The 24,661-nt window shown below is 64.6% G+C and carries 23 protein-coding genes and 1 riboswitch; of the genes, 18 read left to right on the forward strand and 5 right to left on the reverse strand.

Translation table 11 applies throughout. The features are described from left to right. Positions 1–14 precede the first annotated feature (14 nt). From RAD16_RS37350 to RAD16_RS37385, 8 genes are all read left to right on the forward strand, one after another. Entirely contained in the window at positions 15–1,397 is a 1,383-nt protein-coding gene (locus RAD16_RS37350; RefSeq protein ID WP_458162863.1) for a pyruvate dehydrogenase complex E1 component subunit beta, read from the forward strand. 3 nt (positions 1,398–1,400) lie between these two features. Beyond that, positions 1,401–1,703 (forward strand): DUF5076 domain-containing protein, encoded by a 303-nt coding sequence (locus RAD16_RS37355; RefSeq protein ID WP_027559362.1) that lies wholly within the window; start codon positions 1,401–1,403, stop codon positions 1,701–1,703. A gap of 2 nt (positions 1,704–1,705) precedes the next feature. Next, the gene (locus RAD16_RS37360) at positions 1,706–2,158 is read left to right on the forward strand and encodes a nucleoside deaminase (RefSeq protein ID WP_458162864.1); all 453 of its coding nucleotides are present in this window, start codon (positions 1,706–1,708) and stop codon (positions 2,156–2,158) included. A gap of 62 nt (positions 2,159–2,220) precedes the next feature. Beyond that, positions 2,221–3,567 carry a pyruvate dehydrogenase complex dihydrolipoamide acetyltransferase gene (locus RAD16_RS37365; protein ID WP_458162865.1) on the forward strand — a complete coding sequence of 449 codons (1,347 nt, stop codon included), beginning with the start codon at positions 2,221–2,223 and terminating at the stop codon, positions 3,565–3,567. Between the two features lie 8 nt (positions 3,568–3,575). Then, positions 3,576–3,809, forward strand: a complete 234-nt coding sequence (locus RAD16_RS37370; protein ID WP_458162866.1) for a hypothetical protein — start codon at positions 3,576–3,578, stop codon at positions 3,807–3,809. Positions 3,810–3,826: 17 nt separating this feature from the next. Then, entirely contained in the window at positions 3,827–5,248 is a 1,422-nt protein-coding gene (lpdA, locus tag RAD16_RS37375) for a dihydrolipoyl dehydrogenase (protein ID WP_458162867.1), read from the forward strand. Between the two features lie 182 nt (positions 5,249–5,430). Beyond that, a complete protein-coding gene (locus RAD16_RS37380; RefSeq protein ID WP_458162868.1) occupies positions 5,431–6,672 on the forward strand; it encodes a threonine synthase in 1,242 nt (413 codons plus the stop codon). Between the two features lie 87 nt (positions 6,673–6,759). Then, complete coding sequence (locus RAD16_RS37385) at positions 6,760–7,731, forward strand: tripartite tricarboxylate transporter substrate binding protein BugD (protein ID WP_458162869.1); 972 nt, start codon at positions 6,760–6,762, stop codon at positions 7,729–7,731. Positions 7,732–7,805: 74 nt separating this feature from the next. Here the strand turns inward: RAD16_RS37385 and RAD16_RS37390 are convergent, their stop codons facing one another. The 3 genes from RAD16_RS37390 to RAD16_RS37400 form a co-directional block, all read right to left on the reverse strand. After that, positions 7,806–8,192, reverse strand: a complete 387-nt coding sequence (locus tag RAD16_RS37390; RefSeq protein WP_458162870.1) for a response regulator transcription factor — start codon at positions 8,190–8,192, stop codon at positions 7,806–7,808. Between the two features lie 96 nt (positions 8,193–8,288). Next, entirely contained in the window at positions 8,289–8,948 is a 660-nt protein-coding gene (locus RAD16_RS37395; RefSeq protein WP_458162889.1) for a response regulator transcription factor, read from the reverse strand. 8 nt (positions 8,949–8,956) lie between these two features. Next, positions 8,957–10,939, reverse strand: a complete 1,983-nt coding sequence (locus RAD16_RS37400) for a PAS domain-containing sensor histidine kinase (RefSeq protein ID WP_458162871.1) — start codon at positions 10,937–10,939, stop codon at positions 8,957–8,959. A gap of 1,182 nt (positions 10,940–12,121) precedes the next feature. Here RAD16_RS37400 and RAD16_RS37405 point away from each other — a divergent pair. Further along, positions 12,122–12,310, forward strand: coding sequence for a hypothetical protein (locus RAD16_RS37405; protein ID WP_458162872.1), 189 nt, complete (start codon positions 12,122–12,124; stop codon positions 12,308–12,310). Next, positions 12,307–12,660 carry a hypothetical protein gene (locus RAD16_RS37410; RefSeq protein ID WP_458162873.1) on the forward strand — a complete coding sequence of 118 codons (354 nt, stop codon included), beginning with the start codon at positions 12,307–12,309 and terminating at the stop codon, positions 12,658–12,660. Before RAD16_RS37405 ends, RAD16_RS37410 begins: the two co-directional genes overlap by 4 nt. A gap of 75 nt (positions 12,661–12,735) precedes the next feature. On the opposite strand, the gene RAD16_RS37415 is transcribed toward RAD16_RS37410, so the two are convergent. Beyond that, positions 12,736–14,922 carry a lytic transglycosylase domain-containing protein gene (locus tag RAD16_RS37415; RefSeq protein ID WP_458162874.1) on the reverse strand — a complete coding sequence of 729 codons (2,187 nt, stop codon included), beginning with the start codon at positions 14,920–14,922 and terminating at the stop codon, positions 12,736–12,738. 326 nt (positions 14,923–15,248) lie between these two features. On the opposite strand from RAD16_RS37415, the gene RAD16_RS37420 reads away from it, so the two are divergent. The 7 genes from RAD16_RS37420 to RAD16_RS37450 all read left to right on the forward strand — a co-directional run bounded on the left by RAD16_RS37420 (position 15,249) and on the right by RAD16_RS37450 (position 21,789). After that, entirely contained in the window at positions 15,249–16,985 is a 1,737-nt protein-coding gene (locus tag RAD16_RS37420; protein WP_458162875.1) for an adenylate/guanylate cyclase domain-containing protein, read from the forward strand. 106 nt (positions 16,986–17,091) lie between these two features. Continuing rightward, positions 17,092–17,268 (forward strand): hypothetical protein, encoded by a 177-nt coding sequence (locus tag RAD16_RS37425; RefSeq protein WP_458162876.1) that lies wholly within the window; start codon positions 17,092–17,094, stop codon positions 17,266–17,268. A gap of 336 nt (positions 17,269–17,604) precedes the next feature. Continuing rightward, positions 17,605–17,817, forward strand: a complete 213-nt coding sequence (locus RAD16_RS37430; RefSeq protein WP_458162877.1) for a hypothetical protein — start codon at positions 17,605–17,607, stop codon at positions 17,815–17,817. Positions 17,818–17,910: 93 nt separating this feature from the next. After that, entirely contained in the window at positions 17,911–18,168 is a 258-nt protein-coding gene (locus RAD16_RS37435) for a hypothetical protein (protein ID WP_458162878.1), read from the forward strand. Positions 18,169–18,242: 74 nt separating this feature from the next. Beyond that, the gene (locus RAD16_RS37440; protein ID WP_458162879.1) at positions 18,243–18,512 is read left to right on the forward strand and encodes a hypothetical protein; all 270 of its coding nucleotides are present in this window, start codon (positions 18,243–18,245) and stop codon (positions 18,510–18,512) included. A 75-nt stretch (positions 18,513–18,587) separates the two neighbouring features. Continuing rightward, positions 18,588–18,800, forward strand: a riboswitch (cobalamin riboswitch). A gap of 110 nt (positions 18,801–18,910) precedes the next feature. Beyond that, complete coding sequence (locus RAD16_RS37445) at positions 18,911–21,145, forward strand: TonB-dependent receptor (protein ID WP_458162880.1); 2,235 nt, start codon at positions 18,911–18,913, stop codon at positions 21,143–21,145. Between the two features lie 62 nt (positions 21,146–21,207). Next, a complete protein-coding gene (locus RAD16_RS37450; RefSeq protein WP_458162881.1) occupies positions 21,208–21,789 on the forward strand; it encodes a hypothetical protein in 582 nt (193 codons plus the stop codon). Positions 21,790–21,981: 192 nt separating this feature from the next. Here the strand turns inward: RAD16_RS37450 and RAD16_RS37455 are convergent, their stop codons facing one another. Then, entirely contained in the window at positions 21,982–23,043 is a 1,062-nt protein-coding gene (locus RAD16_RS37455; RefSeq protein WP_458162890.1) for a Cj0069 family protein, read from the reverse strand. 515 nt (positions 23,044–23,558) lie between these two features. Between RAD16_RS37455 and RAD16_RS37460 the strand changes: the two genes are divergently transcribed. Further along, positions 23,559–24,479, forward strand: a complete 921-nt coding sequence (locus tag RAD16_RS37460; protein ID WP_458162882.1) for a DUF1259 domain-containing protein — start codon at positions 23,559–23,561, stop codon at positions 24,477–24,479. Positions 24,480–24,661 lie beyond the last annotated feature (182 nt).

The raw sequence follows: 24,661 nt of genomic DNA on the forward strand, positions 1-24,661 counted from the left end.
CTTTTGGAGTCGATATGCCAATTCAAGTGCTGATGCCCGCGCTGTCGCCCACGATGGAAAAGGGCAACCTCGCCAAGTGGCTGAAGAAAGAGGGCGAGCAGATCAAGTCTGGCGACGTCATCGCCGAGATCGAGACCGACAAGGCGACGATGGAGGTCGAGGCGACCGATGAGGGTACGCTCGGCAAGATCCTGATCCCGGAGGGTACCGCCGACGTCGCGGTGAACACGCCGATCGCGACCATCCTCGCCGATGGCGAAAGCGCCGCTGATCTGGCCAAGGCACCCGCGCCGGCGAAGCCGGCTGCTGAGGCTGCTGCGCCGGCCGCTGCAAAGGCCGAGGCGCCCGCGCCGAAGGCTGCGCCTGCACCGCAGGCCGTCGCCGAGCCCGATCCGGAAGTGCCGGCCGGCACCGAGATGATCACCCAGACCATCCGCGAAGCCTTGCGCGACGCCATGGCTGAAGAGATGCGCCGCGACGCCGACGTCTTCGTGATGGGCGAAGAGGTCGCCGAATATCAGGGCGCCTACAAGGTCACGCAGGGCCTGCTCCAGGAATTCGGCGCCAAGCGCGTCATCGACACCCCGATCACCGAGCACGGCTTCGCCGGCGTCGGCGTCGGCGCTGCGATGACCGGCCTGAAGCCGGTCGTCGAGTTCATGACCTTCAACTTCGCCATGCAGGCGATCGACCAGATCATCAACTCCGCGGCCAAGACGCTCTACATGTCCGGCGGCCAGATGGGCTGCTCGATCGTGTTCCGCGGTCCCAACGGCGCCGCTGCGCGCGTTGCCGCCCAGCACAGCCAGGACTATTCGGCCTGGTACTCGAACATTCCGGGCCTCAAGGTCGTCGCGCCGTTCTCGGCCGCCGATTACAAGGGCCTGCTCAAGGCCGCGATCCGCGATCCCAATCCGGTGATCTTCCTCGAGAACGAGGTGCTCTACGGTCACACCGGCGAAGTACCCAAGCTCGACGATTTCGTGATCCCGATCGGCAAGGCGCGCATCGTGCGCTCCGGCAGCCACGTCACCCTGATCTCCTGGTCGAACGGCATGACCTATGCGCTCAAGGCCGCCGACGAGCTGGCCAAGGAGGGCATCGAAGCCGAGGTGATCGATCTGCGCACGCTGCGCCCGATGGACACCGAGACCATCATCAACTCGGTCAAGAAGACCGGTCGTGCCGTGACGGTGGAAGAGGGCTGGGCCCAGAGCGGCGTCGGCGCCGAGATCGCCGCGCGCATCATGGAGAACGCCTTCGACTATCTGGATGCGCCGGTCGCGCGCGTCTCCGGCAAGGACGTGCCGATGCCCTATGCGGCGAACCTGGAGAAGCTCGCGCTGCCCTCGGCGGCTGAAGTCGTCGAGGCCGCCAAAGCCGTCTGCTACAGGTAGACCATGGCGGGCCCCAAGGAGCAGCCACTGCCGCCCGACGTCATGACCCGCGAGGACGCGGTCGAGATCCTGCGCGTGTTCGTGCTGGACGGCGGGCTGTCGATGGCGTTCCAGCGGGCCTTCGAGGAGCCCGACATGTGGGGTCTCTTGCTGGTCGATCTCGCCCGTCACGCCGCGCGCGCCTATGCGCGTGAGAGCGAATATACCGAGGAGGACGCGCTGAACCGGATCCTCGACATGTTCCAGGCCGAGATCGAGCGTCCGACCGACACCGGCACCACGACGCCGCGCGGGAAGGGGCACTGACCGTGGCGATCGAATCCTATCATTTCGATTTCATGCTCGAGGCCATCCGCGAGGCGGAGGCCTCGATCGCACAGGGCGGCCTGCCGATCGGCGCCGTGCTGACGCGCGACAACAAGATCATCGCCCGCGGCCACAACAACCGCGTGCAAGAGAATAATCCGATTCTTCATGGCGAGATGAGCTGCCTGCGCGAAGCCGGCGCGATCTCGTTCCACGACACGGTCATGTACACGACGTTGTCGCCATGCTCGATGTGCGCGGGCGCGCTCGGTCTGTTCAAGGTGAAGCTGGTGGTGATCGGGGAATCCGTCACCTTCGAGGGATCCAAGGACATCCTCGACAAGTTCGGCATCCCCTGGATCGATCTTGCCGACGACCGCTCCATCACCATGATGAAGAATTGGCGTTCCAATCCTGCCAATGAGCGCCTGTGGCAAGGCGACATCGGCAACTAAACCTGGTCTGTTCGTCTTCGCTGTCGGAGACGAATTCTTGCAAAGTTCTTCTTGAGGTCAGCATGCCCATCAACATCCTGATGCCCGCTCTCTCGCCGACGATGGAGAAGGGCAACCTCGCCAAGTGGCTGAAGAAGGAAGGCGACAAGGTCAAATCCGGCGACGTCATCGCCGAGATTGAGACCGACAAGGCCACCATGGAGGTCGAGGCCATCGACGAGGGCACGATCGCCAAGATCCTCGTGCCCGAGGGGACGCAGGACGTCCCGGTCAACGACGTGATCGCAGTGCTCGCCGGCGAAGGCGAGGACGTGAAGGCCGCGGGTGCCGCCAAGCCCAGCGCTTCGGCTGCGCCGCCCAAGGCGGCTGAAGCTCCCGCCGCGGCTCCGGCTGCCGCACCTGCGCCGGCTGCTCCGAAGGCTGCGCCACCCGCACCCGCGCCGCAGGCGGCAGCTCCGGCCGCACAGAGCAACGGCCATGGCGGCCGCGTGTTCTCCTCGCCGCTGGCGCGGCGTCTGGCCAAGGACGCCGGCATCGACGTGTCGATGGTCACTGGCACCGGTCCGCACGGCCGTGTCGTTGCGCGCGACGTCGAGCAGGCCAAGTCCGGCAAGGGCCTCAAGGCGCCTGCTGCCGCGCCGTCCGGCGCGCCCTCGATCGCGCCGACCATGTCGGACAAGCAGATCCTGTCGCTGTTCGAGCCCGGCTCCTACGACATCATCCCGCATGACGGCATGCGCCGCACCATCGCGCAGCGCCTGACCGCGTCGATCCAGAACGTCCCGCACTTCTACCTGACCATCGACTGCGACATCGGCAAGCTGCTCGCCGCGCGCGAGGAGATCAATGCGGCTGCTCCCAAGGACAAGGAGAAGAAGCCGCTCTACAAGATCTCGGTCAACGACTTCGTCATCAAGGCGATGGCGGTGGCGTTGCAGAAGATACCGAACTGCAATGTGAGCTGGACCGAGTCCGGCATGGTCAAGCACCACCATTCCGACGTCGGCGTCGCCGTGGCGATGCCGGGCGGCCTGATCACGCCGATCATCCGCAAGGCCGAGACCAAGACGCTCTCGACCATCTCCAACGAGATGAAGGACTTTGCCGCGCGCGCCCGTTCGCGCAAACTGAAGCCGGAAGAGTATCAGGGCGGCACCACGGCCGTGTCCAACCTCGGCATGTACGGCATCAGCCACTTCACCGCCGTGATCAACCCGCCGCATGCGACCATCCTTGCGGTCGGCACCAGTGAGGAGCGGCCCGTCGTGCGCGGCGGCAAGATCGAGATCGCGCACATGATGAGCGTGACCTTGTCCTGCGACCACCGCGCCATCGACGGCGCGCTCGGCGCCGAGCTGATCGGTGCCTTCAAGCAGCTCATCGAAAATCCCGTCATGATGATGGTCTGAGATGGCGCATGACGACGCGCTGGCCCTGGATCTCGATGCTGGTTTCGCTGATCCTCACGCTCAGCCCGCTCGGCCGCGACATCGTTGACTCCGCCTTCTTTGCCGGGGAGGCGCTGTCGCGCAACATCTGGGCGCCGATCGCGCTCACCATCTTCGCCGTCATGGCGCTGGTCATTCTCGCGGAATGGCTGATCAGAATTTATGTTCTCAATCGCCGCGCCCGCGGCGCAACGACCGCTTGAGTTGAACGGGAGCCGCCATGGCCGATACATCCTTCGACGTCATCATCATCGGCTCCGGTCCCGGCGGCTATGTCACCGCGATCCGCGCCGCCCAGCTCGGCCTCAAGACCGCGATCGTCGAGAAATCCTATCTCGGCGGCATCTGCCTGAACTGGGGCTGCATCCCGACGAAAGCGCTGCTGCGGTCGGCCGAGATCTACCACTACATGCAGCACGCCAAGGATTACGGCCTGTCGGCGGAGAAGGTCTCGTTCGATCCGAAGGCCGTGGTGCAGCGCTCGCGCGGCGTCTCCAAGCGGCTGAACGACGGCGTCGGCTTCCTGATGAAGAAGAACAAGGTGAGCGTGATCTGGGGCGCCGCCTCGATCGACGCCCCAGGCAAGATCACCGTGAAGAAGTCCGACGTCGAGGCACCGAAGGGCGCGCTGGGCGAGGGCGCTTATCAGGCCAAGCACATCATCGTTGCGACCGGCGCGCGGCCGCGCGTGCTGCCCGGGCTCGAGCCCGACAAGAAGCTGATCTGGACCTATTTTGAAGCGATGGTGCCGGAGCGGATGCCGAAGTCGCTGCTGGTGGTCGGCTCCGGCGCGATCGGCATCGAGTTCGCATCGTTCTTCCACACCATGGGAAGCGACGTCACCGTCGTCGAGGTGCTGCCGCAGATACTGCCCGTCGAGGACGCCGAGATCGCGGGTCTTGCACGTAAGCGCCTGGAGAAGCAGGGCATCAAGATCATGTCCTCGACCAAGGTGACGAAGCTGGAGAAGAAGGCCGACAGCGTCGTTGCCACCATCGACGACGGCAAGGGCAAGCCTGTCACCACGGAATTCGAGCGCGTGATCTCGGCGGTCGGCGTCGTCGGCAATATCGAGAATCTCGGCCTCGAAAAGCTCGGCGTGAAGACCGACCGCGGCTGCATCGTGATCGATGGCTACGGCAAGACTAACGTCCCCGGCATCTACGCCATCGGCGACGTCGCGGGCCCCCCGATGCTCGCGCACAAGGCCGAGCATGAGGGCGTGATCTGCATCGAGGCGATCAAGGGCCTGCATCCGCATCCCATGGACAAGAACATGATCCCGGGCTGCACCTATTGCCATCCGCAGGTCGCCTCCGTCGGCCTGACCGAAGCCAAGGCCAAGGAGAACGGCCGCGAAATCCGCGTCGGCCGCTTCCCCTTCGTCGGCAACGGCAAGGCGATCGCGCTCGGCGAGGACCAGGGCCTAGTCAAGGTCATCTTCGACAAGAAGACCGGCCAGCTTCTCGGCGCCCACATGGTCGGCGCTGAGGTCACCGAGCTGATCCAGGGCTACGTCGTCGCCATGAACCTGGAGACGACGGAAGAAGAGCTGATGCACACCGTATTCCCGCATCCGACCCTGTCGGAGATGATGAAGGAAGCCGTGCTGGATGCGTATGGACGGGTGCTGAACATTTGACGGACAGGCGGCGGAGCCGGCCGACCCGTCATCCTGAGGTGCGAGCAAAGCGAGCCTCGAAGGATGCACGGCCGAGCTGCGGCGGCAGGGCCCGTCGCCCTTCGAGGCCTCCGCCTCGCTCCGGCACCTCAGGGTGACGAGATAGAAATTGAAGCAACACAACAACAAGAGGGAATGAACCCATGCACGACAACGACAACCTGACCATCGAGCGCCCGACCTTCGTCACCCATCTCGAATGCGCGATGGAGGGCGATCATTACGCCGCCGACCAGGTCCACAATCTCTCCAAGGCCGGCAAGCCGCTGCTGGTGCGCTACGACCTCGCCGGCGTGAAGAAGGCGCTGACCAAGGATGCGCTCGCCCAGCGGCCCGGCGACATGTGGCGCTACCGCGAGCTCCTGCCGGTGCGCAAATGCAAGGACATCGTCTCGCTCGGTGAAGTCACGACGCCGCTGATCCGGCTGCCTAAGCTCGGCAAGAAGCTCGGCGGCGGCGAGATCATCGTGAAGGACGAGGGACGCCTGCCGACCGGCTCGTTCAAGGCGCGCGGCCTCGTGATGGCGGTGTCGATGGGCAAGGCGCTGGGCATCAAGCACATGGCGATGCCGACCAACGGCAATGCCGGCGCGGCGCTCGCGGCCTATGCGACCTCCTGCGGCATCAAGACCACGATCTTCTGCCCGGCCGACACGCCCGAGGTGAATGTCAGCGAGATCGAGCTGCAGGGCGCGACCGTCTACCGCGTCAACGGCTATATCGACGATTGCGGCAAGATCGTCGGCGAGGGCAAGGCCAAGGTCGGCTGGTTCGATACCTCGACGCTGAAGGAGCCATACCGGATCGAAGGCAAGAAGACCATGGGCCTCGAGCTGGCCGAGCAGCTCGGCTGGGACGTGCCCGACGTGATCTTCTATCCGACCGGCGGCGGCACCGGTCTGATCGGCATGTGGAAGGCGTTCGACGAACTGGAGAAGATCGGCTTCATCGGAAGCAAGCGCCCGCGCATGGTCGCGGTCCAAGCCTCCGGCTGCGCGCCGATGGTGCGCGCCTATGACGCCGGAACCGAGCATGCGACGCGCTGGGAGGACGCCCACACCATCGCTTCGGGCATCCGCGTGCCGCAGGCGATCGGCGACTTCCTGATCCTGCGCGCCGTGCGCGAGAGCAAGGGCTTTGCCATCGCGGTGGACGACGACAAGATCTCGGCGGCGCTGAACGAGGTCGCGCGCGAGGAGGGGCTGCTGCTGTGCCCCGAGGGCGCCGCGACCTACGCCGCCTACAAGGACAGCCTCGCCGACGGCCGCGTCTCGAAGGGGGACCGCGTGATGCTGTTCAACTGCGCCACCGGCCTGAAATATCCGCTGCCGCCGGTCACCCGCACGCTGGACCGTCACAAGCCGATCGATTTTTCGCAGTTCTAGCGCGTCATTTCGTCTCTTCACGAACGAGCCCTCTTCCCGTACGCGGGAAGAGATAAAAACAAGAACGACATCGTTGGGGAGAAGACAATGAAGAAGGCCGTCTGGGCCGGGCTGATCGGTATTCTCGCTGTCACCGGCGCGGCGCGCGCCGAGGACTATCCCTCGCACCCCATTACCATCATCGTGCCGTTCGCGGCCGGCGGCCCGTCGGATGCGATGGCGCGGGTGCTCGCCGAACGGATGCGCGTCTCGCTCGGCCAGCCGCTGGTGATCGAGAACGTCACTGGCGCGGGCGGCTCGATCGGCGTCGGCCGCGCCGTGCAATCGCCGCCTGATGGATACACCATCTCCTTCGGCCATCTCGGCACCCACGTCGCCAACGGTGCCGTCTACAAGCTCAAATACGACCTCGTCGCCGACCTCGAGCCAGTGGTGCTGCTGCCGAGCAATCCGATGATCGTGGTCAGCAAGAACGCGGTGCCCGCGACTTCGCTGAAGGAGCTGCTGGAGTGGCTGAAATCGCGGCCGTCGCCGCCGACCGCCGGCACCGCCGGTGCGGGCTCCGGCAGCCACATCGCCGGCGTCTATTTCGAGAGCGTCTCCGGCATCAAGCTGCAATACGTGCCGTATCGCGGCACCGCGCCGGCGCTGAACGATCTCATCGCCGGCCAGATCGACGTCATCGTCGACCAGACCTCCAACTCCATCAACCAGGTCCGTGCCGGCACCATCCGCGCCTACGCCATCACCGACGACAAGCGCCTCGCCTCGGCGCCGGAGATTCCGACCGCGGAGGAGGCGGGCCTGAAAGGCTTCAACATGACGCTGTGGTCGGGCATGTGGGTGCCGAAGGGCACGCCGAAGGAGATCGTCACCAAGCTCAACGCCGCGGCCGTAGAGGCCTTGAACGATCCCGCCGTGAAGAAGCAGCTCGAAAGTCAGGGCCTGGAGATGACGCCGCAGGACCAGCTCACGCCGGAGGCGCTCGGCGCGCGGCAAAAGGCCGAGATCGCCAAATGGTGGCCGATGATCAAGGCGGCGAACATCAAGGTGGACTGAGGCGCGCGGCGTGCTTCTCCCATGTCGGCGGTCATCGTCGCGGTCCAGCATCGCCTTCGGTGGCCGCCGGGCAATTACTCCATGATCTTGTCGCCTGCTGCCAGCGCCTGCTCGAGGCATTGCATGAACTCCGCGGGGGCGAACGGCTTTCCGAGAAAACAGGTTGCTCCGGCCTTGAGCGCACGCATGCGAAGGCTCTCGTCGGGGAAAGCCGTGATCAAGATGAACGGCGTAGCCGAACCCTGCGTGCGCATCTGCGCCAACAGATCGATTCCGGTCTTGAACGGCATCTGCACGTCGGCGACGACGCAGGAGGTACGGTTGGAATCTCTCGAGCTCAAAAACTCGTCGGCGGAGGCGAATGTGTGGACGATATACCCGCGCGATTCCAGGAGATTGTTGATCGCCGCCCGCACGTAGGGGTCGTCATCAAGCACCGAAATGACCGAAGCCGCTGACAAGACGTCCGCTCCTCGCCCGGGGATTGCGCTTGCCGTCGCTACGGCCCAACCTCACCATGCAAGGTGGACCTGCCACTCACCATTGCAAACTCATACTTAGGTTTGTACGTCGGACCGGCTGGGCCGAATCCCGAGCGCCTCACTCATTCTCACGAGGTCGGCCAGGGACTTCGCGCCCATTTTGCGCATGATATGGCCGCGATAGATCTTGACGGTGATTTCCGCCAATCCGAGTTGGGCGGCCACTTGCTTGTTCATCAGGCCTGATGTCACCAGTGCCAATACGTCGCGCTCCCGCGAGCTGAGTGACTCGAAGCGTGATCTGACGTCCGAGACCGTCTTATTGAGATCGCGACGCTTGCGGTCTCGCTCGATGGCGGCCTGGACTGCGTCCAGGATGTCCTGGTCGCGGACCGGCTTGGTCAGGAAATCGATCGCGCCGCCTTTCATGGCCCGAACGGTCATGGGAATATCGGCGTGACCGGTAATGAAGATAATGGGCGTGTGGATATTGGCCTTGGCAAGATCGGACTGCAGGTCAAGGCCGCTGGCTCCGGGCAGGCGGATGTCGAGCACGAGGCAACTGGGCACTTGCGGCGGCTTGGCCTGGAGGAGCTGCGGCGCCGAGCCGAACGCTTCGACCTTGAGGCCGACCGACTCGAAGAGGTTGGTGAGCGCGCGGCGCATCGAGGCGTCGTCATCGACGACGAAGACGATCGGCTGATCGGCGTTCTCCGGCGGCGGCGAAGGCTCCATGCGCTCGGTCACGATGCTTCCTCTCGATGGAGGGGCAGGGTGATCTGAAACGTCGCGCCGCCCGACTGGTTCGGAGCGGCGGAAAGTCGTCCGCCATGGGTCTCGATGATGGAGCGGCAGATCGACAGCCCCATGCCCATGCCGCCGGACTTCGTGGTGAAGAACGGCGTGAACAGGCGGTCTATCGCCTGTTCACCGATGCCAACGCCGCGATCGGCGACGCTCACCAGAATCGCGCCTTCGCCGTCCGCTGCCGAGCGGATCGCCAGCTCGCGCGGGCGGTCATGGACGTCTTCCATGGCCTCGATCCCGTTCATGATCAGGTTGATCAGGACCTGCTGCAGTTGGATCCGATCGCCAAAGATTTTGGGCAGGCCCGATGACAGCTCCATTCGCACCGATACGGCGTGGCTGGCCATTTCGCGCTGAACAAGCGCGACGGCCTCGCGCACGACCAGGTTCGCGTCGAGCGGAACCATCTCGATTTCGGTCCGCTTGGCGAGCGCCCGAACGTGACGGATCACGTCGCTGGCACGCTTGCCGTCCTCGGTGATCCACTCCACGGAGCGGCGCGCCGCCTTGAGATCGGGCGGACTGCGCTGCAGCCAGGCAAGACAGGCATCGGCGTTTGCGATCACTGCAGCGAGAGGCTGGTTGATTTCATGGGCGATTGAAGCGGTCAGTTCACCCAATGTCGTGACGCGTGTCACATGGGCGAGTTCGGCTTGGGCCTTGCGCAACGCGTCTTCGGCCTGATCGGCCCGGATGGCCGCGGTCACGTCGGTGCAGACGCCACGATAACCCAGAAAATTCCCGCCGGCATCGAAGAACGGCTTGCCGCTGGTCCGGACATAGATCTGCTGCCCGTTGCGGTCCTTGCTGCGATACACCAGGTCGCGGAATGGAACGTGGGCGTCGAGCGCCGCCCGATGTTGTCGCCATTTTTCCGGCTCGAGATCGGCGTCCGGAGCAATGTCCCAACGCGTGAGCCCGATCAGGCCCATGGGGGCGGTGACGGTATAGGAGTGTTCTGATACCAGGGTCACGCGGTGGTCTGGCCCCGTCTCCCAGAACCAGTCAGACGCGGTTTCGGCATAGTCACGAAAGCGCTGTTCGCTCTCGCGCAGCCTGCGCTCTGCCTCCTTGGTCGCCGTGATGTCGGTCACCGATCCGACGAACTCGACGCAACCGGCGGAATCTCGCGTGGCCCGGGCCACCGCTCGGACGTACTTGATGGAGCCGTCGGGCATCACGAGCCGATATTCGTGATCGTAGTCTTTTCCCTCGCGCGCCGCCCGACCCGTGGTCCGCTCCACCGCGAGCCGGTCCTCCGGATGGATCCGCTGGAGCATGACGGGAATCCGCGGCTTGGCTCCCTCGTCGCATTGGAAGATGCGATAAGTCTCCTTGGACCATGTGATCTCGCCGGTTGCGGCCCTCCAGCCGAAACTGCCGGTGTGGCTCAATTCCTGCGCCTGGGCGAGATAAGCCTCGCTCTGTCGCAGAGCATTCTCCGCTTCCTTGCGCTCGGTGATGTTCTCGCAGGCGACCAACACGATCGGTCCGCCATCGGCCCGCAGCATGGACTTGGCGTTCTCGCGCACCCATAGCACCGAGCCGTCCTTGCGCACCTTCCGGATCTCCCAGGTGTGGGACTGATCGACGGTCTCAAGGCACAGTGCGACGCACGCGCGGACAAAGTCGCGATCTTCCGCGAAGAAGACATCCAGCACCGATCGGCCGATCAACTCTGCGGCCGTATAGCCCAGTTGCGCGGCGCCGAACGTGTTCACGTTGATCACGGTTCCGGCCGGATCGACCATGAAGTACATGACCGGATTGTGCTCGAAGACTTGCTGCCACTGCTTGACCGCTTCGAGCAAGCCGCCATCGGGCTCGGTGTGCGGCTTAGCGGTGACAGTTTGCTTGACGCAGCCGGCTAGGAATTGCGCGGCTGACTTCCCGAACGTCGCTGCCCGGCCAGGCTTCATCGCAGACGCTCCCGGCGCTCTCTGCTTGTACGCGAGTAGAGCACGTTGCCGCGAGAGGAGCAATTCCGGCCAAAGTCGGATTGGGGTGATGCTCGCCTGTGGATTGACCGCTCGCTGCCTTGGCCAGCGCGGCGCGGCAACGGCGCTTCTCCGCAGAGTTTTCACGGTACCCGTGCAGCGGGAGCATCGTGCGCGGTCTCGTTGAACATGACGAGTTCGGGAGCCCCGGGCGACTACGGACAAACCTAGGTATAGCTCCCGTAATCCTAGTCATGTCGGCCATTTTACCTCCGTACAATTGAGCGCTTCGTGCCGGGCAGACTACCCTCACGACCAATCGGGAGTGTCGACCAGCCGATCGTAGCGCGTGCACGAGAGCCGGTCTGAAGCCGAGGTCTTACCGACAGGCACGATCAAGGACGGAGCCACCGCAATTCTCGACACGCAACCGCGATCGTCGCAATTCGCGACCTGCGAGAGGTCGAACGGAACGAACTGGCAAAGGCGCAAGCAACAGTGGGAGACAGCAATGTGTGATGCATCCGTACTTCCTGAGCGTGGCCTATCCGAGTCCGAAGGGGGCTCTTCAGTCAATGGCTGTGCGGTGTGTGGCGGCAAATTTGGTTTGATCCGCCACTACTCGTGGCGCACGGCGCTCTGCTCCAAGAAGTGTGTCGATCGTTTCCGCACACGCCGCGAACGCGACCGCCGGTGGTTGTTCCGGGCGCAGTTCGCATAAGCCTGAATTGGAGAGCTGACATCGTTCCGAAGCTCTGATCCGGGAGCCCGTGCCTTGAACCGCCCATGCAAGCTCTTGTGCTCGATCGTTCTCTTCTGCTCCACCGCGACGGTCCAGGCGCAGGAGACCGGGCACGGCGCCGTTCATCGCCAGCACCCACCCCAGGACCAGGGCCTGCACGAAAAGTTCTATTCGACCTGGCACATGCCGGATAATCCGAGTCTCAGCTGCTGCAACAGCGCTGACTGCTATCCGACCGACATCAAGTACGTCGACGGCCAGATCTATGCGCGGCGCAGGGAGGACGGAAGATACATTCCGGTCCCGCCGCAAAAAGTGGAGCGAAACAGGGACAATCCGGACGGCCGAAACCATCTTTGCGCTCCACCGCCAGCACTGTCTCCGTTGGACGGCGTTTACTGCTTCGCTCTGGGAGGTGCCACATGAGATTCGCGTTCGTGCTGGTGAACGGCCGGACCCCGTTCCGGCAGGCGCGGTGCATGCAGTGCTGCGAGCCGATCAGCGGCAGCTATCTCCGCGAGATGCCGACCCGTCTGCCGTACTGCGATTATCAATGCTACGCGATGTTCTGCGAGGCCCTGGCGAAAGATCGCGTGAGGGCGGCTTCATGAAGTTCATGCTGGTCAATCACGAGCCCCCGCCAAGCGCGGCGACGTGCAGCACGTGCTCGCGGTCGATCCGGTCCGGCTATGTCCGGCATGTGCGGACACAGCGCCGCTACTGTGACTATGACTGTTACCGCCGGGGCGAATTCGTGACGCTGTTGATGCCCTGGTCGATGCCTGGGCACAGAGAGCCGGCTGCCGGGAACGCCGCCGGAAACATGATCGAGATGTTGGCGGTGCTGAGTGCCGTTTCGTGCTGGAGCTACACGATACAGGTCTGGACCTTCGCGAGAGTTTTGACCGGCGCATATTTGGACGGTCGCGACCTGATCACGACGGAAGGAGGTGACACCTAGCTGCGCGATCGTACCCGCGCGGAAGCCGCAGCAACGTGACCTGGCAGACGCCGCGTCCAGCCCCGGTGGCGTCGACTAGGGAGCGGGTGCTGCGGCCGCCACGGGTGCCGTTGCGCTGACTTCGTGCGTCACCACGCGCTGATCGCTCTTGTCGGCGACCATGCCGCTGCCCTCGAACCGCGCGCGGTAGACCAGCACGTTCTCCATCACGCGCTGGACGTAGTTGCGCGTCTCCGACAGCGGAATCCGCTCGACCCAGTCGATCGGATCGACATTGGGGTCGCGCGGGTCGCCGCGTGCCTGCACCCATTCGCGCACCCGGCCGCGGCCGGCATTGTAGCCGGCGAACGTCATGATCTGGTTGCCGCGATATTCCGACAGCAGCGCGCTGAGCTCGGCCGCGCCCATCTGCGTGTTGTAGACGGGATCCGAGACCATCTTGTCCCAGTCATAGGTCAGGCCGAAGCGTTTTGCGGTGTCGCGTCCGGCTTCCGGCGTCACCTGCATCAGGCCGACCGCGTTCGCCGCCGACTTGTCGCGCTGGTCGAACGAGCTCTCGGTGCGCGCCACCGAATAGATCACGCTGGTCTCGATCGCGGGCGCGACCTGCTTGTGCTCGGGGATGCCGATGGTCGGGAAGGCGTAATGGTCGAGCGCGAACCCGCGCGCCAGCGCCGACTTGCCGACCTCCAGCATGACGCGCGCGTCGTTGCGCCGGCCGGCGAGCTCGCCGAGCGCTTCGAGCGCGGCGACATCGGTGCTCTCCTTGGCGAAATCCTCGGCATAATAGAACACCATGTCGCGCTCGCCGATGCCGTAGAGCATGTCGGCGGCGCGCACGCGCTCATCCGAGGCCGGCGTGTCGGCTGCGGCCAGCACCGGCGAGGGCGGGCGCAGCTCGATGCGGTCGATGCCGAGCTTTGCGCGTGCAAGCTGGCCGTAGTAGGCGGTCGAATAGCGCGCCGCGGCCTTGTAGCTCATGCGTGCATCGGCGGTTGCACCCATGGCTTCGGCGGCGCGGCCGCGCCAGTAATGGGCGCGCGACAGCGCGATCGGGTTGGCCGAGCCTTCGTCGATCGCAGCGAAATGCACCATCGCCGTCTTGGGATCGTCGAGATAGCGCAGCGCGATCCAGCCGCACATGAAATGATAGTCGACGCGGTAGACCTCCATCGCCGGCACGGCTGCCGCGCGCACCACGTCGTAGGCGGTCCTGGACTTGCCCTGGTCGAGCAGCTTTCGCGCCAGCAGGCGGCGCTCGCGCCACCAGGCGTCGGTGTCCTGTGCTGCCATCATGTCGGGCGCGGCGGCGAGGATCACCTCGGCTGCGTCGTCGATGCGGTCGTTCTGGATATGCCATTGCGCACGGCAGAGGACATAGCCGAGATCGCGGCGCGCTTCAGTCGAGACGTCGTCGAGATAGTCCTTGGCCTTGTTCGCCTTGCCGGTGACGGCCGCGCAGGCCTTGACGATCGCGAGCGCATCCTCGCCGAGCCGTTTTGCCACGCGCCTTGCGCCGGCATAGTCCTTGGCGCCGAGCCGCTTGTCCATGCGGGCGCGGTGATCCTCAGCAGTCAGGAGATCGTGGAAGGCCTCGTAGGAATCCTCTTCGCTGTGCTCGGACAATTCCTCCGTCCGCCAGGCCTCACGCACCAGGCGCGTGGCCCGGTCGCTGTCGCCTTCGCCCAGCAGCACGCGGGCGAGCGCGAACTTGCCCTTGGCGCTGGTCGGCCGGTCCATGGTGAATTTGTGCACGGTGGCGGCATCGCTCTTCTCCTGCCACAGCCGCGCCTCGGCGCGGCGACGGAGCAGGGCGCTGCTCGGCCAGTCCGGATTGGCGGCGAGGAAGCCGGCGTAGCGCTTGAATGGCGCGGTGCTCTCGGAATGGCGCAGCATGAACCAGTCGGCGAGCTTCTGGCCGGCAGGGTCGGCGATGCGGTCGCGCGCCGCGCTCGCATCGTCGCTCTTGCCCTTGCGCGCGAGATCGATGGCGTCCTTCAGCGCGGCGAGATCGCCGGTGAGCGGCGGTGCCGCCGGCTTGTCCGAAACCTCATCGTCCTTCTTGGACTTGCGCTTGGCGTCGGCATGCTTGCCGTGGCGCGATTTCGCGGCAGCGTGACGCTGCTTGCCGCCGGCTTTCGCCTCATGCGTTTTCTTCGACGCCGACGATTTGTGACTGCTCTTCGCTGCCAGCTCAGTAGGAAGGAGGGCCAATGCGGCCACGGCAACGACACACGCGAGCGAGCGTAGGCACTGGTTCATTCGATGGTCCCCCTGCGAAACCACTACAAACCAAGGTCCGCGACGACATGCGGCTTGAGAATCAGAACGACACCACCAAACGATGTCATGACATCGTTTCGCATTCCTCACGCTCGTTCAACAATGCGGCAAAATACGGATGGGAACTCGGGAACTTCCGAAATGACGGAAAGGGTAATGGCTTTAACCTTTGTTAACGAATAGGGCCCGCGCGACGGTTGTGTGCGGTCAGGGGCGCCGCGAGGGCCAGATTGCGCGTGTTCCCACCGCCAAATCCGGTGTATTGAGTTCCCAGCCGGTCCTTTCAGCCCTTTATCCCGTCGCTCATGCCACTTTTCAACCAGTCGATCCGGCGCAAGATCGTCGGCATCGCCCTCGGATTGATCATCCTGATGCTGGTCACCTCGATCCTGTCGATGGTGATGTCGAGCCAGGTCGGCGTCCTCCTGGACGAGCTGACGAACCGCTACATCCCGGCCTATGGCGATCTCGCGCGCGCCAATATCCGCTCGCTGGAGCGGTCGGTGGCGCTGCGGCGCATGGTCATGATGAAGATGCAGGAGGCTCCCGACGAGGAGGCCTATGCGGCGCGATTGAAAGAGTTCGAGGAAGCCGACCGCAGGATCGAGCAGGAGACTTCGAACGCGCGCAGCCACATCAACGCGATCATCGACGATACCAGGACGCCCTCGGACAATGCCGCGCTGGCGCGGATCGACACCCGCATCGACACCGCCGTCACCGAGCTGCGCCAGGGCATGACCGAGGCGCACGCAACGCTTCTCAAGCAGATCGATGCCAAGCAGATGCCGGAGGCGCGCGGCACGCTGGAGCATCTGGACGCCCTGCGCGACCAGTTCAATCAGAGGATCGACGGCATTCGCGCCGACATGCTCAAGCAGGTCTTCTCCTCAACATCGACGGTGATCGGGCGCCAGCATCAGACGATCATCATCTCGGCTGTCATTACGATCCTCGCGGCGGTGGTCGGATTTGCCTTTGCGCTGCTGGTCTCGAGTGGCATCACGCGCCCGGTGCGCCTGCTGCTCGCCGGCACCCGTGAGGTCGAGGCCGGTCGCTTCGACAAGCCCATCACCGTCTCGACCCAGGACGAGATCGGCGAGCTCGCCGCCGCCTTCAACCGCATGGTCGAGCAGCTCAGGCACAACGAGCGCATCCGCGAGACCTTTGGCCGCTACATCGACCCCAAGGTGGTGCAGGGGCTGATCGACCGGCCGGAGGTCGCCATCGACGGCCAGCGGCGGGTGATGACGATCATGTTCTGCGACATGAGCGGCTTCACCTCGATGAGCGAGGGCATGACCCCGCACGGCCTCGTCAAGGTGATGAACCGCTACTTCACGGTGATGTCCGCGCCGATCCGCAGCCATCGCGGCGTCATCGACAAATATATCGGCGACGCCATCATGGCCTATTGGGGCCCGCCCTTCATCGAGGAGAGCGAGCCGGCGTTGCTTGCCGGCAATGCGGCCATCGACATGGCCGACCAGGTGCCGGCGCTGCAGAAGCAATTGCCCGACCTGCTCGGCATCCGCGCCATGCCGGCTCCTTGCGACCTGCGCATCGGCATCGCCACCGGCGAGGTCCTGACCGGCAGCATCGGCTCCGAGCTGATGATGAGTTTTACCGTGATGGGCGATGCCGTGAACCTCGCCTCGCGGCTCGAACTGGTCAACAAGGTCTACGGTACCCGCATCCTGATCGCACAGGCGACGGCCGACGCGATCGGCGCGCATCTCGAGCTGCGCGAGATCGATCGCCTGGCGGTCGCCGGCCAGAGCGCGCCGCAGGCGATCTTCGAGGTGATGGGCAGGGCAGGCGCGCTGGCCGGGGCACAAGAGGCTCTGCGCAAGCACTATGCCGAGGGGCTTGCCGCCTATCGCGACCGCCGCTTCGACGAGGCTCGCGCGGCCTTCAACGCCGCGCTGGAGAGCGTGCCGGGCGACGGCCCATCGCGGACCATGCTCGCCCGCATCGGCGAGTTCGTGTCGAGCCCGCCGGCGGCCGATTGGGACGGGGCCTGGCGGATGGACAGCAAATAGCCGGACTACTCCGGAATAATTGATACTAGTCCATAACGATGTTTGCCGTGACCTATTTGCCGGGCTTAGGTTGAGTGTCCTTAAGGCGTTAAATGGGGACACGCCGATGACAGAACTTGAGGACAGGCTGGAACGCTTTGAGACGCTCACGGCCGAATGTGAGTTGATCGCCAAGCTCGCCACCGAAAGCAACAAGCGGGAATTCTATCTCAAGCTCGCCGGGCACTATTACGAGCTGGCGAACGAGACGCGGCGCGCGGTCGCGTCCAGGGCTGCTGCTTAAATGGCTGCGGCTTAAATGTCTGCTGCTTAAATGGCTGTTGCTAAAACGGTCGTTGCCTAGAGGCTGCTGCTTGAACAGCGGTTGCTTCTGGCTGCGAGCGCGAGGTCGTGGCCTGACGTAAGCCCCGGACATGCAACCCGCTGCAGGATGCGAGCAACCATCGCAGGCTTGCGGGCGCTGCGCGGCCGAAAGCCGTTTTTAACGTTTGGCGCGCATCCTGGGGATGCGAGGGCACGCTGCGTTGCGTCGTTCCTTGCGATGGGAATGCCGGGGTCCGTTGCAACACAACGTGCCTCGTGGTCGCCGCCTTGGCGGCGTTTCTTGCAGGGCGATCCCATGCGTGTTGTTGCAGTACTCATCCTCGCGCTGATGACGGCGGCCTGCAATCCGGGACAGGACATCACCGGCTCCACCGCTGCCTGCCCGGCGCGGAATTACAGCTCCTACAATCCCCGCGACATGAACCAGTGCGTGGCAGCCTGCAAGGCGTGTGACCACGGCACCACCGTGACCTGCACCACCTCCTGCACCCTCAAGGGCGCGCACTGAGGGGACGGTTCCGTGCTGACGGTGCGGGAGCACCGGAACGATTCACATGGGTTAGTCATTGAAGGGGGCGGGCAGGACGCGGAGTCCTTTGGAATGGGTATGCTCGATCCCGGTCGGTTTCTGGTGTCATGCTCGCAGTGCGAGGCATGGCCGATGGCAGCCAATGTGAAACGCTCGAGCTGGTCGGCGCAGCCGTACGAAGTCCGCTTCGTCTGCCCACGCTGCCGCCGCGAGGAAACCGTGATCATCTCCGCATCCGGCGAGCTGACCCCGATCAAGCGCATTGACGTTCCCCCGCATGATGTCACGGCGGCCTGGGCCCAGGCGCAGCGGCCAAGAGGGCGGGCGTAGCTCGCCCGTCTTGAAGTCAAGAGGGCGGGCGTAACCAACGCAGCGTAGCACGATCCATTCTTGGAACCCGGCCGATGCCGGGGCGTTTCCGCCTCGTCATCAACGTGATCGAGGCCATGCGAATGATCAGCGAGCATTTCGACACCCGCACACGGATCAACATGAAGCTGGCGCTGGACCGGGTCTGCCGCAATCGCCCCGGCGGCGAGGACCATGGCTTCCGCAAATCGGTTGCCGAGAACATCATTCGCTGCGCGCTCGCAGGTCGAACCGGCATCAGCCAGCTAGTCGATGCCGGCGAGCGGGCGATGATCACGACGCATGGCGAGAGGGAGCCGGCCTGATTGCGCCAGCGCAATCTTCGGTGCGGTGCTTCGACGCCCATGCAACCGGCCGATTGACTCTCTGCTTGCCCGCCCCGTAGATTGATCCGTGACGGTTCTCCTCACGGAGATCAAAAGGGAACGTGGTGCGGGATTTTCCCAATGTGGATTTTCTCAATGCCATGGCTGCCCCCGCAACTGTAAGCGGTGAATCCTTCGTCTCATGCCACTGGGAATCTCGGTCCTGGGAAGGCGACGGAGCGGTAACGACCCGCGAGCCAGGAGACCTGCCGTCAGCCGTGGTCACACGCGAAGATGTCGGTCGGGGAGTACAGACATTGGTTTCACCGGAGCAATCGATCGCTCCGAAAACCTCGTTCGCTGTGACGTGCCACTGACGTCATACCGAGGTTCAAACCGTGTCTCGTATTGTCTCTGCCGCCAGGCGCCTTAGCGCCGGCCTCGTCGCGTCCGTCTCCCTCTCTTCGCTCGATCTCGCCATCGCCCATGCGCAGCAGGCCGCCGCGGAGCAACTGCCGCCGGTCGAAGTGACCAGGCCTGACGACCAGAACCGCACCCGCGCCAGGGCGACGGGCGAGCGCAACACAATGAGGCGGCGCCCGGCACCGCGTGCCGCCCCAGGCGGAGCAGCACCGGCATCCGGCTCCGGCAGCGAGGCTGCCGCGGGCTATGGCGGCATCGTTGGGGCCGCCACGACCGTGATCACGGCGGGAGATATCGCGCATGCGCCGTCGCAATCGCTCGCCGAGATCATTGCGACGCAAGTCCCGGGCGCCCAGCTCACGACGCTCTATGGCGGGCCGGTCGCCGCCAGGACCAGCGTGGATTTGCGCGGCTTCGGCGCCTTTGCCACCGCCAACACGCTGGTGCTGGTCAACGGACGGCGGCTCAACGACATCGACATGGCGCAGGTGGACCTCTCCACCATTCCGCTCAATTCCATCGAGCGGATCGAGATCACCCGCGGCAATTCCGGCGCGGTGCTCTACGGCGACAACGCGGTCGGCGGTGTCATCAACATCGTCACCAAAAACGGCGTCGGCGGACCGCCCGTGACCGCACGCATCGAGGCTGGCTTCGGCGCGTTCAAAACAACGCTCGGCAATGTCTCGACCTCGCTCAATTCAGGCCCGTGGTCGACCTCGTTTTACGGCAACGCCGTCAGGACCGACGGCTACCGCGACAACAATCGCTATGTTCAGGAGAACGGCGTCGGCAATCTCAATTACACCACGCCCGGCCTGACCGCCTTCCTCACCGTCACCGGCGACAATCAGGAACTGCGGTTGCCCGGCGGCCGCACCGTCGATCCCTCCATCGGCCTCGACGAGCTCGCAACCAGCCGGCGGGGAACGAGCACACCCTTCAACTACGCCAACCAGCAAGGTTATAGTGCGACCGCGGGATTCACCAAGATGCTGGTCAACGGCGTCGATCTCATCGTCGACGGCGGCGTGCGCGACAAGAAGCAGCAGAGTGCCTTCTTCTCGAGTCCGGCGCCGGTCCCGGCTCTCTTCACATCGACCTATGTCGATGCCGACCTCACGACATGGTCGATCACGCCGCGCCTCAGCGTGAAGAGCCTTGCCTTCGGCATGCCGTCGCAACTCCTGACCGGCATCGACTATTACGATGCGAGCTTTCAGCAGAACCGCGGCGCCGGGCAGAGGCTTGCACCGTGGCACAATTACGACCTCCGGCAGCAGACGGTCGCGGGCTATTTCCAGCATGCGCTGGGTGTTGCGCCCACCACCGACATCTCCTACGGCGCGCGGGTGCAGAGCATCAGTCTTTCCGCGCGCGACAATTTCGATGCGGCAGCTCCGTTCAACGCCGATATCGGCGCGCTCCGGCTCACGAGCAACGAGACCCAATATGCGCTGCATCTTGGGGCCGAGCATCGTCTCGATGACATGTTCTCGCTGTTCGGCCGTGCCGCGCGGGCCTTCCGCACACCTGATGTCGACGAGCGTGTGTCGTCGGGCCCGTCGTTCGATCCCGTGACCTTTGCTTCGCTCCCGCAGACATTCCAGCTCAAGACCCAGACCTCGCAGGACGTCGAGGGCGGGCTGCGCATCAAGGGCGGCGGCTTGCAGTTCCAGAGCAGTCTCTACCTGATGGACCTCACCAACGAGATCCATTTCAATCCGGTCCTGTTCTACAACACCAATCTCGACCCGACCCGCCGCTACGGCTCGGAGACCAGCCTGTCCTTTCGCGTCAATGACACGCTGCTGCTGCGCTCCGGCATGGCCGTGACGCGGGCCGTGTTCCGCGAAGGCGTCTGGGCCGGCAACGACGTGCCGCTGGTGTCGCGCTACACCGCAAGTGCCGGCGTCACCTGGAACATCTGGCAGAACTATGTCGTGCTCGACGCCACCGCGCGCTTCTGGAGCGAGCGGCGCATGGACAATGACCAGGCGGGAACCCAGAAGCCGATCCCCGCCAATGGCACGATCGACCTCAAGCTCAGCGGCCAGGTCGAGCGCTATTTCTGGTCGCTCAGCGTCAACAACGTGCTGAACGCGCTCTACTACGACTATGCCATCGCCAGCACGTTTACCGACGGCCGCTTCAGCGCCTATCCGCTGCCCGGCCGCACCTACCTGCTCAAGGCCGGCGCCACGTTCTGACACGCGATGGGGCTGTCACAGGCCCTCAAATCGACTAGACTTCAAACAGAAGGAGATCATCTATGGCTCTCGACATCCTGCCGTCCCTCGGCGACCGCGTCCGGCTGCATCCGGTGACACCCCGCCTTGCGCCGATGTTCGGCTTTGCGCTGCTGACGGTGGCATGTGCGCTGGCAAGCTTTGCGTTCGCCTGCGCGACGCCGTTCGCCGCCTTCGCCGTTATCGCCGCCGCGATGCTGCCGCTACGTCCGGCGCTGCTCGTCGTCATCGGCGCCTGGCTGGTGAACCAGAGCATCGGCTTTGGCGTGCTGCATTATCCCGTCGATGGCAGCACCATCGCCTGGGGTTTTGTCATCGGCGCCGCCGCGCTGGTGGCCACGGCCGTCTCATCCGCGTTGCTCCGCGCGCTGCCGCGGGGCCGCACGTTCTTGACGCTGGCCGCCACGCTCGTCGCCGCCTATGGGACCTACGAGCTGGCGCTGCTGGCCGCGACGCCGTTCCTGGGCGGCGAGGGCGCCTTCACCGCGGCCATCGTGACGCGGATCGGACTGACCAGCGCCGCCTGGCTCGGCGGCCTCGTCGCCGTCTGCGAGATCGTCCGGCTGGTCGATCCGTTCGGCCGCAAGGGCGCGATGTCGGCCTGAGCGGAGGTCCCGTAGCCCGGATGGAGCGCAGCGAAATCCGGGACCGGTGTTGCTTGTGACAAAGACCCCGGATTGCGCGGAGCCTGTCATCGGGCGGCGCTCCGCGCCGACCCGGTGGCTCCATCCAGGCTACGAGACTGAAGTCCGGTCATGGCGATGATCGGACCGTGGTCTGTCTGCGACAAACCCGGACTATCGGCTCACGCTCACCAATCGCTCGCTGACCGTCCGTGCGATCGCCGCCGGTGCCTCCTCGGGGATTGCGAAGCACGAGCTCGCATTGATCTCGCAGAGAACGTAGGTGTCGGCGCCGGCCGCATCGCGCGGCCCGTAGAGGAAGTCCGCGTCCCAGATCACCGGCAGCGACGCCTCGTCGATCGCCAGCAGCTTCATCATCTGCGGCGTCCATTCGTCCTCCATCAGCCTCCGCAGCGCCTGGAATTGCGGCGCGTCCGGCCCGTGCATGATCCGCGGACCCGGTTGTGCCTCGGGCGCATCAGGTCCTTGCGGCGGCGGCGGGATCAAGGCCTTGATCAATTGATGCCCGAAGCCCGCGACCTTGGGTCCGCTCATGTAGCAACGGATCATCCCGTCGGGCAGGCGGGGTTGAAACGGCTGATCGATGATGCAGCCGCCCCAGCCGAAATAGGGTTCGCAGCGCGCGAAGAAAGCCTCGAGCGGAATGTCCTCGGGAAAGCTGCCGCGCTGCGCATGCAGCACGCGAACCGTTGCGTCTGCATTCGGCAGCCGTTCAACCTTCCAGACTCCCTGGCCGCCATTGCCGCGATTTTGCTTGAGCACGCGCGGGCCGTTGGCCCGGACGCGCTCGGGAAATTCCGCCCGGAAGGCCGCAACCGTGTCGTAGCGGTGCGTGTCGGCGCCCCAGCCCAGATGACGCGTTCGATAGAGGACCTCCTTGACGCCCATTTTCAGAATGACATCGGGGTGCGCACTCACCCATGGGCCTCGCGCCGCGACGTCGCACAGCAGCACATCAAGCTCGGCGCGCGTCTTGCCCTGATGGATCGGGTCGACCCAGACGAGCACGCCATCGACCCCGAGCAATTGGTCGCGGACGACGTCGGGGAAACTCTCGTCGTAGATGGCTGGTTGCGCGTCGATGCCGACGGCCGCGAGCGCTTCGAAGACGCGGACGAACCGGCTGTTTTGTGGGGTCGCCTCGCGGCGCGAGGTGGCGTCGCCGCGTGAGAGGATGGCCAGAGAATGTCGGAAAGGCTGTCGTTCGGTGTCCATGCGCAAGCTCCACGTATTGCGTGCTGCGCAGACTTGGACCGAAGTCTCACGGGGAGTCTGCCTCGTCCCCACCCGAGTATTCTACGCAGGATCGTCTGGATATCGCAAGACGTGAAGATGCCGCGTCCGCACGGCGAGTTTCCGTCCTCGGCCTTCGTTCCATTCGATTGGTGAAAATCTTTGTGACGAGGTTTTACCGCATCTCCACGGCACGCCGGTTGACGGCTCCGTCCCGCGGGCATCTAATTTGTGACATCGGGGATATGCGATCTCCCCGCGAGGCGACATGCCCAAGAATCGCGTCCTGGTCACCAAGGGCGCAGCATGTCCGGATCATTCGCTTCCATCTCGTCCAACAGACCGGCAGTCGCTCCAACGTTCTTTGGCGCGTCGGTTGATCCGCGCCCATTGTCCTCGTGGCCGGTGCATCTCTATGCTGCTCAGGGATGCCCGGTAGCGATGCCCTGAGCAAGAGCGAGCAATTCACCGGGGGCAGGGAGACCGGGAGAATGACCATGAGAACGCGAAGACTCTACCGCACAGCCATCTTGTTGACGTTTGCCGCGGGCCTGGCATCGGCCTGCACGCAGATCGTCCCGGCGGCGCATGCGCAAGACATCAATTGGCAGAAGGTCGACGAGACGCTCGGCCGCAAGCCCACCGTTTCGGACGATGTCCACCGTTACGGTTTCCCCCGCACAGACCTCTCCGTGACTTTGGACGGGGTAACGATCAAGCCGGCATTGGCGCTCGGCGGCTGGGTCGCGTTCAAGCCGGCGCATGGCGGCGTCATGGTCATGGGTGACCTCGTGCTCCTCGAGACCGAGATCAATCCGGTGATGGCGAAGATGATCGCGAGCGGACTCGAAATTACCGCCGTGCACAATCATCTGCTGCGCGCGAGCCCGGCGACGTTCTACATGCATGTCGCCGGACACGGCGATCCCGTCAAGCTGGCTGCGGCCATTCACGATGCGCTGGCCGAAAGCAAGACCCCGCCGACAGTCGCTGCGCCGGCGAGCCCTCCGCCCGCCGTCGATCTCGACACCGCAAAGCTGGACCAGATCATCGGCGTCAAAGGGCAAGCCAACGGCGGCGTCTACCAGTTCAATGTGAAGCGGCGCGATCCGATCATGCAGGAGGGGATGCCGTTGACCCCCGTCGGCGCGATGGGCGTCGCGATCGGCATCAATTTCCAACCGACCGGAGGCGGGAAGGCGGCCATCACGGGCGACTTCGTGTTGACCGGCGAGGAGGTCAATCCGGTTATTTTGGCACTGCGGACGCACGGCATCGAGGTGACGGCGCTCCACAGTCACATGCTGGACGAACAGCCGCGTCTCTTCTTCATGCACTTCTGGGCGAACGACGACGCGATCAAGCTCGCCGAAGGCTTGCGCGCCGCGCTCGACAAGACTGCGAGCACGAAGAGCTGACAACCGGCTGTCGCGTAGCCCGGATGGAGCGCAACGCAATCCGGGGCCGCTCGCCTGAACTGCACCCCTGTAGTGAGACACGATAATCAGGGACAGGTGCCTGCCGCTTGAGGCGGCAGGGCGGGTTGATGGGTTAGGGGCGGGTTGCGGGGCTGCTGCGCAGCAGCCCCGCAACCTGGTAG

Source organism: Bradyrhizobium sp. 18BD, assembly GCF_054185225.1.

Excerpts from the sequence above, each read along its gene's own strand:
- RAD16_RS37380 (WP_458162868.1), top strand. The coding sequence starts at position 5,431 with ATGCACGACAACGACAACCTGACCATCGAGCGCCCGACCTTCGTCACC.
- RAD16_RS37435 (WP_458162878.1), top strand. The coding sequence starts at position 17,911 with ATGGGTATGCTCGATCCCGGTCGGTTTCTGGTGTCATGCTCGCAGTGC.
- RAD16_RS37460 (WP_458162882.1), top strand. The coding sequence starts at position 23,559 with ATGAGAACGCGAAGACTCTACCGCACAGCCATCTTGTTGACGTTTGCC.
- RAD16_RS37385 (WP_458162869.1), top strand. The coding sequence starts at position 6,760 with ATGAAGAAGGCCGTCTGGGCCGGGCTGATCGGTATTCTCGCTGTCACC.
- RAD16_RS37400 (WP_458162871.1), bottom strand. The coding sequence starts at position 10,939 with ATGAAGCCTGGCCGGGCAGCGACGTTCGGGAAGTCAGCCGCGCAATTC.
- RAD16_RS37355 (WP_027559362.1), top strand. The coding sequence starts at position 1,401 with ATGGCGGGCCCCAAGGAGCAGCCACTGCCGCCCGACGTCATGACCCGC.
- lpdA (WP_458162867.1), top strand. The coding sequence starts at position 3,827 with ATGGCCGATACATCCTTCGACGTCATCATCATCGGCTCCGGTCCCGGC.
- RAD16_RS37350 (WP_458162863.1), top strand. The coding sequence starts at position 15 with ATGCCAATTCAAGTGCTGATGCCCGCGCTGTCGCCCACGATGGAAAAG.
- RAD16_RS37455 (WP_458162890.1), bottom strand. The coding sequence starts at position 23,043 with ATGGACACCGAACGACAGCCTTTCCGACATTCTCTGGCCATCCTCTCA.
- RAD16_RS37370 (WP_458162866.1), top strand. The coding sequence starts at position 3,576 with ATGACGACGCGCTGGCCCTGGATCTCGATGCTGGTTTCGCTGATCCTC.
- RAD16_RS37425 (WP_458162876.1), top strand. The coding sequence starts at position 17,092 with ATGACAGAACTTGAGGACAGGCTGGAACGCTTTGAGACGCTCACGGCC.
- RAD16_RS37440 (WP_458162879.1), top strand. The coding sequence starts at position 18,243 with ATGCCGGGGCGTTTCCGCCTCGTCATCAACGTGATCGAGGCCATGCGA.
- RAD16_RS37420 (WP_458162875.1), top strand. The coding sequence starts at position 15,249 with ATGCCACTTTTCAACCAGTCGATCCGGCGCAAGATCGTCGGCATCGCC.
- RAD16_RS37395 (WP_458162889.1), bottom strand. The coding sequence starts at position 8,948 with ATGGAGCCTTCGCCGCCGCCGGAGAACGCCGATCAGCCGATCGTCTTC.
- RAD16_RS37410 (WP_458162873.1), top strand. The coding sequence starts at position 12,307 with ATGAAGTTCATGCTGGTCAATCACGAGCCCCCGCCAAGCGCGGCGACG.
- RAD16_RS37365 (WP_458162865.1), top strand. The coding sequence starts at position 2,221 with ATGCCCATCAACATCCTGATGCCCGCTCTCTCGCCGACGATGGAGAAG.
- RAD16_RS37450 (WP_458162881.1), top strand. The coding sequence starts at position 21,208 with ATGGCTCTCGACATCCTGCCGTCCCTCGGCGACCGCGTCCGGCTGCAT.
- RAD16_RS37415 (WP_458162874.1), bottom strand. The coding sequence starts at position 14,922 with ATGAACCAGTGCCTACGCTCGCTCGCGTGTGTCGTTGCCGTGGCCGCA.
- RAD16_RS37430 (WP_458162877.1), top strand. The coding sequence starts at position 17,605 with ATGCGTGTTGTTGCAGTACTCATCCTCGCGCTGATGACGGCGGCCTGC.
- RAD16_RS37405 (WP_458162872.1), top strand. The coding sequence starts at position 12,122 with ATGAGATTCGCGTTCGTGCTGGTGAACGGCCGGACCCCGTTCCGGCAG.